The organism is Ruminococcus sp. OA3 (assembly GCF_022440845.1).
In the GTDB taxonomy this organism is placed as follows: Bacteria; Bacillota; Clostridia; order Lachnospirales; family Lachnospiraceae; genus Ruminococcus_G.
In genome coordinates, this window is record NZ_JAKNTO010000001.1 from 2,355,211 (window position 1) to 2,369,877 (window position 14,667).

Here is a 14,667-nt window from a genome sequence, read left to right on the forward strand (position 1 = left end):
CGAGGCTGTGGTGTCCATTTATGGGATGAAACAGCCTTAAAATAAAAATAATGGTTAGTAAAAACTAACCAAAAAGGAGGCAAAGCATGAAACAACAAAGTCCATTGCTCCGAATATGGGAGCTGGGAGAATCTGAACATGGCAGGCTGAGACTGGCCATTGTGCTGCCGGCTGCCGGAGTCCTGGGAGGCCTTGTGCCGTTTTTTGCAGCAGCACAGATTATTATTGCCCTGGTACATGGAGAAACCCGGATCAGTATTTACCTGATGTGGTGCGGGCTTGCACTGACAGGCTCTGTGATGAAAACGCTGCTGTATAATCTGGCGCTGGCAGTGTCACACAAAGCGACCTTCTCTATTTTGAAAGAAATCCGCAGGAAGATCCTTGCCAAACTTCCGAGGATGCCCCTTGGAACCATTGTGGATACTTCCAGCGGGAGGATGAAGCAGATCATCGTGGATCAGGTGGACAGTATGGAGACAACACTTGCCCACCTTCTGCCGGAAATGACGTCCAATCTGCTGGCACCGGTCTGCATCATTATCTATCTGCTTATATCAGACTGGCGCATGGCGCTTCTCTCACTGGTTTCAATCCCTGCAGGAATGTTTTTCATGATGCTGGTCATGGGCGGATATGGGAAGGATTATGAGGGAGCAGTCATGGCAACCCGGGAAATGAATGAAACAATTGTGGAGTATATCGGTGGCATTGAAGTTATCAAGGCATTTAATCAGGGACAGACGTCTTATGGAAAATTTGCAGACCGTGTAAAAGCAAATGCTGCTTATTATTATAATTGGATGAAAAAATGCCAGTTTAAGATGTCTCTCGCATATGCCATTGCCCCGGCTACACTGGTTACCGTACTCCCGGCAGGATGGCTTATGTACCGCGGAGGCAGCCTCCCTGCGGAAACCTTTGTGATCACCATTGTATTGTCACTCTGCATCGTAGGTCCGCTGATCAAGGCCATGAGCTTTACAGACAGTCTCGCAAAAATCGGGACAATCGTCGGTTCAGTAGATGAGATTCTGAAGGGTGAGGAGCAGAAACACCGTGAAATACCCGCAGAGTTAGGGCGGATGGACATCGAGCTTGAGCATGTATCTTTTGGATATCATTCTGGGCAGGAGATTCTCCATGATGTCAGTCTCACAATCCCGGCAGGGACGATGACGGCTCTCGTGGGTCCGTCCGGGAGCGGAAAGTCCACCATTGCCAAGCTGATTGGTGGTTTCTGGGATGTGGACAGCGGAAAGATTCTTCTTGGTGGTGTGGAGGAAAAGGAGATACCGCTGACACAGCTGTATGAGCAGATTGCTTTTGTCTCCCAGGATAATTATCTGTTTGACGATACCATACGGGAGAATATAAGAATGGGAAGAATATCAGCATCAGATACGGAAGTGGAAGAAGTGGCAAAAGCTGCGGGCTGCGATACGTTCATCCTTGGACTCGAAAACGGATATGATACTAAAGTGGGGGGCGGCGGTGCGCATCTTTCCGGCGGGGAGAGGCAGCGCATCGCGATTGCGAGGGCAATGCTTAAAAATGCTCCTGTTATTATCCTTGACGAGGCCACAGCATATATAGACCCCGAGAATGAGGCCATTGTTCAGAAAGCGGTGGCCAAACTGATTCAGGGAAAGACAGTCATCGTGATCGCACACAGGCTGTCTACGATTACGGACGCGGATCAGATTGTGGTTGTGAAGGACGGCAGGATCAAAGATGTGGGTACGCATGAAAGACTCAGGAAAGACAGCCTGCTGTATGAATCTATGTGGCAGGCACATATGGGGGTAAAGGATGGTGATGTGGCATGATTAACGCGTTGAAGAAAATCTGGCAGTTTGCCGGGAAAGAACGGAAAAATATCAACAAATCAGTAGCCTTGTGTTTTTTGGAAGCGGTTTTTAAAATGTTTCAGATTGGAGCCATATACTTTGTCCTGCTGGCACTGACCGATGGGGACAACGGAACCCGTCCTGCATGGACGGCACTTCTTCTTGTACTGGTCAGCATCCTGGGAAATGCAGTCACGAAAAACTTTTCACAGCTTCAGCAGACACATGCCGGTTATTTTATGGTGGCGAACAAGCGTATCAGGATAGGCAATCAGCTGAAAAGCGTGCCAATGGGATACTTTAACGACAACAGCCTTGGTGAGATAACCGGTGTTACTACAACGGTTCTTGAAAATGTAGAGACCATTGCCCCCATGGTGCTGGTGGGTATGCTGGGCGGTTTCGTTAATTCTATGGTGTTTACCGTCATGATCCTTGCTTTCGACTGGCGGATCGGGCTGATTGTTGCAGCAGGGACTATACTATATCTGCTGATAACATCGTCGATGGAAAAAAAGTCCGCCCTGGTTGCGCCGAGACGCCAAAAGTCCGAAGCGGTACTGGTAGAGACCGTACTGGAGTATGTGCAGGGAATGAGCATTATCAAATCTTTTAATCTGACCGGAAAAGGGGATAAAAAAGTGCAGGATGCACTGGAATTTAACCGGAAAAGTAATCTGGATATGGAGCAGCTGTTTACCCCGTATGTGATCGCCCAGGGACTGACACTGCAGATATTCGGCATCGGTATGATACTGGGAGCCGTGCAGCTGTTTTTATCCGGAAGCATGCTTCTTGCCGACGCGCTGATGGTTGTTATCATGTCTTTTCTGGTCTTTGCCCAGATTGAGACTGCCGGCAGCGGAATGTCGCTGCTCAGGCTGGTCAGCAGTTCCATCGAGCATGCAAACCGAATGGATGATATTCCTCAGATGGATGAGAGAGGGACGAAGATGGCTCCCGGCTCCCACGACATTGTTTTTGATAGGATCAGATTCTCCTATGAGGAAAAGGAAATTCTGCATGATGTATCATTTACGATTCCGGATAAGACAACAACCGCTGTCATCGGTCCCAGTGGTTCCGGTAAGACCACGCTATGCAATCTGATAGCACGGTTCTGGGATGTTGACAGCGGTTCAGTGAGGATTGGAGGACGCGATGTGCGTGATTATACACTGGAATCCCTGATGGATCAGATCAGCATGGTCTTTCAGAATGTGTACCTGTTTGCCGATACCATTGAGAACAACATTAAGTTCGGGAAACCAAAAGCCACCCATGCGGAAGTTGTAGCTGCAGCAAAACGAGCATGCTGTGATGACTTTATAGAAGCGCTGCCGGACGGTTATCATACCCTGATCGGGGAGGGCGGAGCATCCCTGTCGGGAGGGGAAAAACAGAGAATCTCCATAGCGAGGGCAATGATAAAGGATGCACCGATTGTAATCCTTGACGAGGCCACAGCAAATGTAGACCCTGAGAATGAGGACAGACTGCAGAAAGCCATAGAAGCACTGACAAGGGATAAGACCATTATTATGATCGCACACCGGCTGAAAACCGTGCGCAATGCAGACCAGATTCTGGTGGTAGATGAGGGTCGGATTGTTCAGAGGGGAAATCATGAGGAGCTGATTGGGCAGAAAGGCATCTATGCGGACTTCGTATCAGAACGAAGGGAAGCGACCGGCTGGAAACTCAATGCACAGAATTGATCACCAGTTTTATGTTTCGACTTGAAAGCGTATCGTTTTCAGTATATAATTGGAGAAAATTGCAGAAGAGAAAGTGAGGATGACATAAGCTATATGCTGAATTCATACATAGCTTTTGATGTTGAAACGACCGGACTAAGCCCCGCGGAGCACGAGATTATTGAGATCGGGGCTTTAAAAGTCCGTGGGGGAAAGGTACAGGAACGTTTTATTGAATTTATAAAGCCCAGATTGCCGATACAGGCAAATATTACCCAAATTACAGGCATCAGCAATGATATGGTTGCCGGCGCCAGGATCAGGGAGCAGGTAATCCCTGATTTTCTGAAATTCTGTGAGGATGACATTCTGATCGGACACAACATAATTTTTGATTATAGTTTCGTGGAAAACGGTGCCAGATCACTGGGATACACGTTTGAACGAAGAGGCATTGATACCTTGAATATTGCGAGGTCAGTACACAGAGATCTGCCGTCAAAGAGTCTGGGAGCTCTGTGTGAACATTATTGCATACAAAACAAAGCCGCCCACAGGGCTTATCATGATGCCCTGGCAACTGCAAAGCTGTATCAGACCATGTCTCACTTTTTTGAGGTAAAAAACCCCGGACTGTTTACGGCGAAACCACTTGTATGTGCGTCAAGGGAATGCCCTGCTGCGACGCCTAAACAGTTAAGCCTGCTGAAACGTCTGATGAAACAAAAGGGAATCATGCAGGAGATGAATATGGATACACTGACAAAAAGTGAGGCTTCCAGGCTGATTGACAGTATCCTTTCGGGACAGTAAACAGATTTGATGGGGAACCCCGATACGTATGAAAACATAACCCCTGCATATGGTATGAATGTACCATATGCAGGGGTTTTCGTGGATATTGCCTGTGGAGTATGATATAATATGAACAAGCGGACGGTTTGCAGAGCTAATAGTACACAGGGCAACAGACTGTTTAAATAAAAATGACAGGGAAAGGCGGATGGACGTGGAAAGTCTGGAAAATTTATATCTGGAATTTACTGCAGACGGGTTCTGTTTTCTTGCCGCACTGCCATGGGTAAAAGAAATCAGGAAAAACAGGGCAGGGGAAGAAGGTGTGCCGATACTTGACTGGGAGAAAGCTGTTGGATGCCGGGCGGAGGAAAACTGCCCGGTATTCGAAATTGTCCTTGAACATGCAGGTAAGCGTCTGGGAATTACGGCAGAGAAAGTGTCAGGAGTCAGGAAAGTGAATCCAGGGTGTATGCTTGAGCTTAAATGGCCGGTGAAAAACGAAAAAAACCGGTTTATCAGTGCGGCAGTGAATCTGGAGGAGCGTGGAAAAGGTCTTGCATTCGTTCTGTGTATGGAAATTCTGGCGGATCTTGCCGTTATAAATTCCGGATAAGGCGGATGAGAAATGATGATTAGGCTGAATGAGAAAGAATTTACAGATATTGTGCGGTTTATGCGCGAGACATATGGGATTAATCTTGAAAAGAAACAAATATTGATCGAATGCAGAATGTCCGGAGAACTGGAACGCAGGGGGTTCAGTTCTTTTGGCTCATATTTAGATAAAATGAAAGAGGATCCAAGTGGGAAGATGGTCGAAGAGCTTGTTGTGAGGCTGACTACCAATTATACATATTTTATGAGAGAGCCGGAACATTTCAGACTGTTAAAAGAAAAAATTTTTCCGGAAGTGTTTCAGAAGAATTATGGAGCATTCTACAATATATGGTGTGCGGGATGTTCCACAGGGGAAGAGTGTTATACACTGGCGATGCTGCTGAGAGATTACAGAGATCAGGGGGCGCAGATGCCGAATATCAGAATCACGGCCTCCGACATCTCTGAAGAAGTATTGAGGAAGGCAGAAACCGCAGTATATCCGGCGAGGGAATTGGAGCAGCTTCCTTCCGAGTGGAGGCAAAAATACTGCCATATGGAAAATAAACATCAGTTTTCGATAGACAGGGAACTGATGTACAATATACGTTTTGTAAAACAGAATCTGATGAAACCGGTATCGGAGAAGTACGATTTGATTCTGTGCCGGAATGTGATGATTTATTTTGACCGGGAATCAAGAAAAAAGCTTCTCAGACAGTTGGAAAACACTCTGAATCCAGGAGGTTATCTGCTGATCGGACATGCGGAACTTTTGCCGGGGTATGAGACAAACCTGCAGCCGGAATATCCGGCGGTCTATAAAAAGAATAGGAAAGAAAACAGCCATGAGGCTGAGGAGAGTTTATGGAAAAAAAAATTATGATCGTAGATGATGCAATGTTTATGAGAAAACTGATCCGCAGGAATCTGGAAGCGGAAGGGTATCATAAGATCGTGGAGGCATCGGACGGTGAAACGGCACTGGAATTATTCTGGAGGGAACAACCGGATCTGGTGATTCTAGATATCACAATGGCCGGGATGTCGGGGATGAAGGTGTTAGAAGAAATAATGCCAAAGGCTCCGTGGGCGAAAGTTGTCATGTGCTCTGCTGTTGGTCAGGAAACAATGATTTTGGACGCGCTCTCAAAAGGAGCTGCTGATTTCATAGTAAAACCATTTAAAAATGATGAATTTATCAAAATAATAAATAATTGTATCGCAGAGGAGGGGATGATATGAGAAAAAAATTTGATAATATGAAGATTGGAAAAAAACTGATTCTTACATTTGCTCTGATTCTGGTGATGTATGTGGTTACAGTGCTTACTGCCGTGGTTAATATCAGGAGTATGTCAGAAAGGATGGACCAGCTGTATAACGGTGCATTTGCCAATGTGGAGACGTCACAGAAACTGCTTGGAAATATCAATAATGTACAGCGGAATATGATTCTTCTGGCGGCAACAGATGGGATAAAAGACAGGGAAACATATCTTGCAGACACTAAAGAACTGATAGATAATGCGGGAACTTATGTGGAGAAACTGACAACAGGCCATATCAGCGGAGGAAAAATAGCTGCTGAACTGGAAGAAAAGTTTGCCAGTATGATGATTCCAAGAGACAAGATGATGACTCTGCTGGAGATTGGGGAAAATGATCAGGCCCTGAAAGTCTATTTCGATGAGTATGATTCGGTAGCGACGGAGGTCAGAGAGACGCTCTCACAACTTGTAGATGCCGCCTCGGCAGATGCACAGGACAGTCTGAAAGAAGGGCAGAGCGTGAACAGCAGAATTATTGTTCTGATCTGGATTCTGGCAGGTGCGATCATACTGTTCACGGGAGTTTTATGGTTTGTAATCACCAGGAGTATTATTGTACCAGTCAATACCGTTAAAAAGGCGGCCAGCCAGATCGCAAATGGTGACCTGGATCTGGAAATTACATATAGATCAGAGAATGAACTGGGGCAGCTGGCAGAAGATATCCGAAGCACTGCTGATGCTCTGAGCAGCTATGTCAGAGAAATAAGAACAGGTCTGTCATCGCTTGGCAGCGGATGTCTTGGTTATCGGCCAAATGTTGAATTCAAAGGGGACTTTATCGCTCTGGGTGAGTCGATGGAAGAGATTGCCCATCTGTTAAGAGAGTCCATACAGCAGATCAGCCGCAGTGCGGATCAGGTGTCCGGTGGTGCAGAGCAGGTTTCAAGCAGTGCACAGGTTCTGGCACAGGGGGCATCGGAACAGGCAAGCTCCATCGAAGAACTGGCAGTCAGCATCAATGAGATCACAGACAGTGTAAAGGAAAATGCAGAAAATGCACATAAGTCAAGTCTGCTTGCAGATGATGTGGGAACAAGACTTGTAAAGAGCAATGCCCAGATGGAGATACTGTTAGAGAGTGTCAGGGAGGTGCAGAAGAATTCAAAAGAAATTACGGGAATTGTAAAAGAGATAGAAGACATTGCATTTCAGACGAATATTCTTGCATTGAATGCCGCAGTGGAGGCGGCGAGAGCAGGTGATGCGGGAAAAGGATTCTCTGTCGTAGCAGGAGAAGTGAGAAGACTTGCATCTAAGACGACTGGAGCATCAAAGCTCACAGCCGAATTAATCGATAAGAATACTGAGGCTGTACAGGCGGGAATGGAAGCTGTGAATTCGGCGGCTGAGGCTTTGAGAATGTCGGTAGAAGGTGCCCAGGGGGTCAACAGGATGGTGGACAAGATCTCCGTTGAATCATCACAGCAGGCGACAGCCGTGACACAGATTCGAAAAAGTGTAGAATTGATTTCGGACATTGTACAGAGAAATTCTGCTACGACGGAAGAAAGTGCAGCAGCAAGTGAAGAACTGTCAGCTCAGGCCCAGATATTAAAAGAACTGGTAGAACAGTTTGAGCTTGCATAAAACAAGGGAGACCAGAATGGATAAAATCCAGGAACTGAATGAGGATGAACAGGATATATTGAGAGAACTTGGAAATATTGGCACAGGCAACGCGGTGACGGCACTTTCCACAATGCTGGCGCGTCCACTGGAAGTTCACTCTACAAGGCTGAAGCTTGTAAGCTATCAGGAGATGTATACAGAACTGGGAAGCTCAGAGGAAGAGAAGATAGGAATTATGCTGGAGGCGTACGGTGAAATAACGGGAATATTTTTATTTCTGCCTGATATGGGTTTTGCGGTGCGTGCGCTTGACTGGCTGCTTGAAAAAAAGGAAAGAGATCTGTCCAGAATGGATGAAATGGAACAGTCAGTGTTCTGTGAACTGGGAAACGTGATGTGCGGGGCTTATGTCAATGCACTGGCGCAGCTGCTGAGCAGAAGAATCGAGCTCACGGTGCCTCATATCTGTTTAGACATGGGAGGTGCGATTTTCAGTACAGTTGTTTCACATCTGATGAAAGCAAGTGATACACTTCTTATAATTGACAATGAAATCCGTCTGGATAAGGAGCTGCTGTGCGGACAGATTTTATTCTTCCCGGAGATGAAATCAATGCAAAAAGTCTCCGAATGGCTGGAGGAAATGTAGCGATATGAAAAAAGTGATTGTGGGGATTGCGGAGGGCAAAGTTGTGTATGCTGGTCAGACGCTTATATCGTACGCACTCGGGTCCTGTGTGGGAATCTGCCTGTATGATATGGGCAAAAAGGTGGCAGGAATGGCTCATATTGTTCTCCCTGATGCCGGACATGGCACCGATCAAACGAATCCGTATAAATACGCCGGGTCAGGGGTGCAGACACTGATCCGGGAAATGGAAACGCTTGGTGCAAAGAGAGTACGGATGACAGCCAAAATTGCAGGCGGTGCCAATATGTTCCAAAATGCAGGCGGAAAATGGGAGATTGGAAAACAAAACGTCGATGCAGTGAAGAAAGCTTTGAGTGAGGCTAAGATTCCTGTTATAGCAGAGGATACTGGCAGAAATTACGGAAGGACACTCCTTTTCTCGGGAGAGGACGGCAGTCTGGAAATCAGTACGGTAAGGCGTGAAACGAGAGTTATCTGACGAATAGATAGATGGAGGTAAGTTATGAATGCAAGTGACAGACGGATAGTATTGGCGGTCGATGACAGTCTGCTGATCTGCCGGCAGATAAAAACAGCTCTTGACGGGGCAGAAGGAATTTTTTTCTGTGAGGCGCACGATGGAGAAGAAGCAGTTGAACTGGTTAAGCAGTATCAGCCGGACCTGATACTGCTGGATGTAGTTCTTCCCGATACAGATGGGTATGATCTGTTTGAAGAGCTGAAAAAAGTTGATCAGAATAACGCATCTATTATTTTTCTGACATCCAGAGATAATGATGAGGACGTGGTCCGGGGACTGACGATGGGCGCCTGCGATTATATCAAGAAACCATTTGCGCATGGAGAGTTAAAATCACGGGTACAGATACATCTCCAGATGAAGAAACAGAAGGATGAACTGAATAAAGTCAACGAAGAACTGCGCAGCAACATGCAGAAGCTGAACAACATGGCTTTCAGGGACGGCCTGACAGGTCTGTATAACCGCCGGTATGTCGTAGGAGATCTGGCAGAAGATATTCAGATTCATAATGAGAAGAAAAATGTCCTGATCCTTGCAGACATTGATGATTTTAAGAAAGTAAATGATACATATGGACATGATGCGGGGGATGTGGCTCTGGTATGTATAGCCGGTATCATGGGGGAAGTATGCGCGGATTACAAAGTGGTCCGCTGGGGCGGTGAAGAGTTTCTGATCGCGCTCATGAATGTTACTGAGGAAGAGGCTTATGAGGTGAGTGAAACGATCCGCAGGAAAGTAGAGGAATATCCATTTTTTCATGATTCTGTGGAATTTTTCTGTACAATTACGCTGGGTCTGCACTGCTACAGTGAAGAGGAAGGAATTGAGCTGAATATTAAATATGCAGATAAAGCGCTTTATTACGGAAAACGTCATGGAAAAAATTGTAGTATCTGGTACGAAGATAACGAATAGACGGAGATAAATATGGGATATTTTGATTCAGATGAAAAAGAAATGCTGGAGGTATATATGTTGGAAACCCGACAGCTGCTGGAGCAGCTGGACGGGCTTTTGCTGGAAGCAGAAAAGAACCATATATTTACGGAAAGTGAAATTCATGCGGTTTTCCGGATTATGCATACGATCAAAGGATCCTCGGCGATGATGAGGCTTAGTGATTTATCACGGACAGCACATAAACTGGAGGATCTTTTTGCATACTACAGAGAAACGTATGGTGTAATAAAAGACCCTGAGCCTGAGTTGTTTGATTTGTTATTTACGGCATCCGACTATATAGCCAAAGAACTGGAAGAGATGTCACTGGAATCTTATCAGCCTCATCCGGCGGGTGATATTGAGGATCGGGCAGAAGCGTATCTTCGGAGGGCAAAGCAGGAGGACCGGGAAAAACAAATGGAAGAAACACCGGAAACCAGCGGGGAAGCTGCAGAGGAACCGGAACGGATATCAGAGAAGTTTGATGGAAAAAGCGGTGTGATCGTCAGAATTAAGCTGGAGGAGGGATGCAGACTGGAACATATTCGTGCATTTATGCTTGTCCGGCAGATTGAAAGCCGCTGCAGCTGCGTAGAGTCGATTCCGGAGCATCTTGACAAGGCGCAGTCGGAAGCAGAATACATCAGTAAACACGGAGTGCTGCTCCGGTTCGAAAGCCAGGAAAAGAAAACAGTACTTGATATACTCCGCAGAGGCTTGTTTGTGGCGTCCTGTGATGTTGTAGAAGACCGGACGCTGAGACCGGTTGCCTCAGTGGAACAGAAGATAACAGATGAAAATGAAACGGAGGAGAAGAAAGAGGCGGAATTTCTGAATGTCAGGACAGATCGTCTGGATGTTCTTCAGAATCTGGCCGGAGAGATGATGATACAGATGCTGACACTGGACAGTGCGTTACATAAGGCAGGCCAGGAGGAGATCAGAGAGGGTATCGCATATCAGCTTAACCGTTTGGTCGGTGATGTGGAAAAAACCGTGATGAAGATGCGGATGGTCCCCGTCAACAGTCTCGTTCCGAAACTGCGCAGGATTTTTCGCGACATCTGCCGTGTACAGAAGAAGGATGTAGAGTTTATTGCTAACTGCGGGGATATTGAAGCGGATAAAAGTGTCGTGGAATATGTCTTTGACGCATTGATGCACATTATACGGAATGCAGTAGACCATGGAATTGAGACACCGGAAGAGCGTGCGGCTTCCGGCAAGGACAAGGTTGGAAAGATTATTTTTACTGCGGAGAGTACTGTCGGAGAGCTGATCCTCTCGATTCAGGATGATGGACGGGGCATAAATGCAGAAAAAATCAAAGCATCTGCGATGAAAAAGGGAATTCTGGAAAAACCGGAAAATGAGTATGATACACAGGAACTGTGGGAATTGCTTCTTTCTCCCGGTTTTACGACGAAGGAGAACGTCACAGATTATTCAGGACGTGGAGTGGGGCTTGATGTAGTCAACAATATTATGGCAGAGGCGGGAGGCCATCTGTATATTGACAGTGAGACAGGGAAAGGAAGTAAGTTTACTGTTATGCTTCCGCTGACGCTCTCCACGATTGAATGTGTCCGCTTCCAGGTGGGAGAATACACATTTTCACTGCCGGCCCGGTATGTGTCAGGTTTTATGGAGTACAGGGAAAGAACGGGCCGGATACAGGAGATAAGTGGCGGGACTTCTTACATTATGGTTTCGGATAACATGATACCGCTGATAGACCTCTACCATTTTTATAATCTGAAAGGGGCAACAGAAGATACCGCAATCATCATATGCTTGAGAAAAAATGAGAAAGAGTTCTGTATTGTGGCGGATTCCATGTATGAACAGAAGCGTATTGTAGTGAAACCGCTGCCTCCGTTATTTGGTACAGGATTCCGTCGGTTTACGGGAATCTGCGGACTCAGTATGATGGGGGATGGTACAATCTGTTCGGCGCTGGATGCAGAATTACTTCTGAGTTTGTATGAGAGTGAAGGAGGACACAGAAATGGACGTTAACAAAGAGATTCTCTGCATTCCAGGCAAGGCGAAGAATTATGCAGTGGAGTTTACATATATCAAAGAGATCTGTTCAGATGTAATGGTGTCTAGGGTTCCGTGCCTGCCGGAGTATTTTATGGGAGTCTTCCAGCATCAGGGAGCAATTATACCGGTTATCAGGCTGGAGGAAGAGCCAGAGACATCAGAAGAAGGGGGCAGGTCTGTGATTTTGATTTTGGAATATCAGGAATATCAGCTCGGAATCCTGCTTTCCGGAGAGCCGCGCATGGTACATGCTGATGACATGACCTGGATTGATATGCCGGATCGTGACGAAGCGGGAACTGATATATGGCCGGGAAAAGCATTTTATAAGTACCAGAACCTCCTGTTTTTTCTTGGAGATATTGAACAACTGATGGATCACCTGATAATATACCATAATATTTAAAGGCTGAGATCTTAACATGGCCGGAGGCGATAAGCCTTACGGCTGCTTTTACTGCAGAACTTTAGCTGTATCTGTTATCCGGAAGCCTTTTACAGTAATAAATGGCGTCTCAGTGCCGGATATGATAAAATATATATTGTATAAAGCTATAGGTATTTCACCAATACAGGACCGCACAAGGGGGAAAGAGGATGGACGCAAAGTTAAAACCGTTATTTACACCGTGGAAAATCGGGAATTGTGACATTAAGAACCGGATTGTTTTAACCTCAATGGGGGGAACGAATCTTCTGGGGTGGATGGAAAAGAATCATTTTGATGAAGATGGGGCAAAGTTTATCATGGAAGTGGCAAAGAACCATGCGGGTCTGGTGCTTCCCGGGTGCCAGCCTGTCTATAACCCGATGTTCGGGCAGTGGCTGTACAAGAATAAAAAGATGTATGAAGAGTTAAAGGCCTGGATGCCGGAGTTTCACAGGACGGGGGCGAAATTATTTGTTCAGCTGACCGCGGGGTTTGGACGGTCTTTTACGATCAGTGAGCTGATGGAGACACTGTACACAAATAAATTTTTAAGAGTGATTTCAAAACCTTTTATGAATCTTGATAAGATCACAGCCTCGGCGAGTCCTTCACCCAACCGCTGGTCCGATAAGGTTCCGTCCAGAGAGATGACGGTGGAAGAGATTCATGAGTTTGTGGAGGCCTTTGCCAAATGTGCGAAACTGCTTCAGGACGCAGGGGTGGACGGCGTTGAGATCCATGCGGTTCATGAGGGCTATCTGCTTGATCAGTTTACCTTGAAATATGTCAACCGCCGTACCGATCAGTATGGAGGTTCTTTTGAAAACCGTTATCGTTTTGCTGTGGAGATCGTGCAGGCAATCAAGAAGGTGTGCGGGAAAGATTTCCCCGTATCCCTGAGATACAGTGTCCGTTCCATGACAAAGGGATACCGGGAAGGTGCACTGCCAGGAGAAGATTTTACAGAAGCGGGGAGAGATATGGAAGAGTCCGAAAAGGCTGTGAAATACCTCCAGGATGCGGGCTATGATATGCTGAACTGTGATAATGGGACATATGATGCGTGGTATTGGGCGCACCCGCCGATCTATATGCCTGAGAACTGCAACCTGGAAGATGTGGAGCACATCCGGCAGTTCGCAGATATTCCCGTTGTCTGTGCCGGGCGAATGGATCCGCGTGCGGCAGCGGATTCCATTGCAGCCGGTAAAATAGATGGTGCAGGTTTTGCCCGGCCGTTTCTCGCTGATCAGGAATGGGTGACCAAGATGATGGAGGGCAGAGAGGAGGATATACGTCCCTGCATCCTATGCCACAACGGTTGCTTTAATATGTGCCACTATAAAGGCGTCCCGAATGATCAGGACCTGACGGACAGCCTGCATCTGGCACGGTGTGCGGTCAATGCACAGACCATGCAGTGGAAACAGCATTACATTAAAAAAACATCGTCGCCACAGAGAGTACATATCGTCGGGGGAGGCATAGGCGGAATGGAAGCAGCCAGAGTACTGAAACTGCGAGGGCATAAGCCGGTCATCTATGAAAAAAGTGATTGCCTCGGCGGCACCTTTATTCCGGCAAGCGCGGAATCATATAAAGAGAAACTGCGGAATCTGCTTACCTGGTACAGACGACAGATAGGTGTACTTGATATAGAAGTTCATCTGAACGAGGAGGTCAGGGACACGGCGAAGTTTGGTCATGAGGCGGTCATCATTGCTACCGGAGCAGTTCCCAGGATTTTGCAGGATGTGCCGGGTTATGAAAGAATGATCGAGGCATGTGAGTATCTAAACGGTGCCAAAGTCGGAGATGTGGTGGCTGTGATCGGCGGGGGGCTGACGGGAAGCGAGATCGCGTATGAGCTGGCATTAAACGGAAAAAAGCCGGTCATCGTTGAGATGAAAGATGATCTGGTTTCCCAGAAGGGCGTCTGTCTTGCCAATAGTTCCTATCTGCGCGAATGGTTTGCACTTCACAGGGTCCCTGTATACCTGGAGACAACGCTTAAGGAGGTAAGGGAAGGCTCGATTATCTGCACAAAGGGCGGCAGGGACGTGGAGATTCCCTGTGATTCGGTGATCAGTTCCGCCGGATATATCGCCAGTCCTCTGCGGGAAAAAGGAAAAGGAACGTACCTTGTGGGAGACTGTCTGAAAGTTGGAAATCTCAGATCCGTTGTCTGGAGTGCGTTTGAGGCGGCAATGAAAATCTGATAGGAGG

At 46.7% G+C, this 14,667-nt stretch carries 13 protein-coding genes; all 13 read left to right on the plus strand.

What is annotated here, in order from left to right:
- Nucleotides 1–86 precede the first annotated feature (86 nt).
- The 13 genes from MCG98_RS10595 (at nt 87) to MCG98_RS10655 (ending at nt 14,660) form a co-directional block, all read left to right on the plus strand.
- Nucleotides 87–1,829, plus strand: a complete 1,743-nt coding sequence (locus tag MCG98_RS10595; protein ID WP_240301952.1) for an ABC transporter ATP-binding protein — start codon at nt 87–89, stop codon at nt 1,827–1,829.
- Nucleotides 1,826–3,568: an ABC transporter ATP-binding protein gene (locus tag MCG98_RS10600; RefSeq protein ID WP_240301953.1), complete on the plus strand. Its 1,743-nt coding sequence runs from the start codon at nt 1,826–1,828 to the stop codon at nt 3,566–3,568. The genes MCG98_RS10595 and MCG98_RS10600 overlap by 4 nt, the downstream gene beginning before the upstream one ends.
- Nucleotides 3,569–3,661: 93 nt before the next feature.
- The gene (locus MCG98_RS10605; protein ID WP_240301954.1) at nt 3,662–4,360 is read left to right on the plus strand and encodes a 3'-5' exonuclease; all 699 of its coding nucleotides are present in this window, start codon (nt 3,662–3,664) and stop codon (nt 4,358–4,360) included.
- A gap of 190 nt (nt 4,361–4,550) precedes the next feature.
- On the plus strand, nt 4,551–4,958 hold the full coding sequence (locus tag MCG98_RS10610; protein WP_240301955.1) for a chemotaxis protein CheW: 408 nt from the start codon (nt 4,551–4,553) through the stop codon (nt 4,956–4,958).
- Between the two features lie 12 nt (nt 4,959–4,970).
- Entirely contained in the window at nt 4,971–5,828 is an 858-nt protein-coding gene (locus MCG98_RS10615; RefSeq protein WP_345891645.1) for a protein-glutamate O-methyltransferase CheR, read from the plus strand.
- The gene (locus MCG98_RS10620) at nt 5,810–6,187 is read left to right on the plus strand and encodes a response regulator (protein WP_240301956.1); all 378 of its coding nucleotides are present in this window, start codon (nt 5,810–5,812) and stop codon (nt 6,185–6,187) included. The genes MCG98_RS10615 and MCG98_RS10620 overlap by 19 nt, the downstream gene beginning before the upstream one ends.
- On the plus strand, nt 6,184–7,863 hold the full coding sequence (locus MCG98_RS10625) for a methyl-accepting chemotaxis protein (RefSeq protein WP_240301957.1): 1,680 nt from the start codon (nt 6,184–6,186) through the stop codon (nt 7,861–7,863). The genes MCG98_RS10620 and MCG98_RS10625 overlap by 4 nt, the downstream gene beginning before the upstream one ends.
- A gap of 16 nt (nt 7,864–7,879) precedes the next feature.
- Nucleotides 7,880–8,494 (plus strand): chemotaxis protein CheC, encoded by a 615-nt coding sequence (locus tag MCG98_RS10630; RefSeq protein WP_240301958.1) that lies wholly within the window; start codon nt 7,880–7,882, stop codon nt 8,492–8,494.
- Nucleotides 8,495–8,498: 4 nt separating this feature from the next.
- Nucleotides 8,499–8,975 (plus strand): chemotaxis protein CheD, encoded by a 477-nt coding sequence (locus MCG98_RS10635; protein WP_240301959.1) that lies wholly within the window; start codon nt 8,499–8,501, stop codon nt 8,973–8,975.
- 24 nt (nt 8,976–8,999) lie between these two features.
- Nucleotides 9,000–9,938: a diguanylate cyclase gene (locus tag MCG98_RS10640; RefSeq protein ID WP_240301960.1), complete on the plus strand. Its 939-nt coding sequence runs from the start codon at nt 9,000–9,002 to the stop codon at nt 9,936–9,938.
- Between the two features lie 12 nt (nt 9,939–9,950).
- Nucleotides 9,951–11,984, plus strand: coding sequence for an ATP-binding protein (locus MCG98_RS10645; RefSeq protein ID WP_240301961.1), 2,034 nt, complete (start codon nt 9,951–9,953; stop codon nt 11,982–11,984).
- The gene (locus MCG98_RS10650; RefSeq protein WP_240301962.1) at nt 11,974–12,417 is read left to right on the plus strand and encodes a chemotaxis protein CheW; all 444 of its coding nucleotides are present in this window, start codon (nt 11,974–11,976) and stop codon (nt 12,415–12,417) included. Before MCG98_RS10645 ends, MCG98_RS10650 begins: the two co-directional genes overlap by 11 nt.
- A 191-nt stretch (nt 12,418–12,608) precedes the next feature.
- Nucleotides 12,609–14,660, plus strand: a complete 2,052-nt coding sequence (locus tag MCG98_RS10655; protein WP_240301963.1) for an FAD-dependent oxidoreductase — start codon at nt 12,609–12,611, stop codon at nt 14,658–14,660.
- Nucleotides 14,661–14,667: the final 7 nt, after the last annotated feature.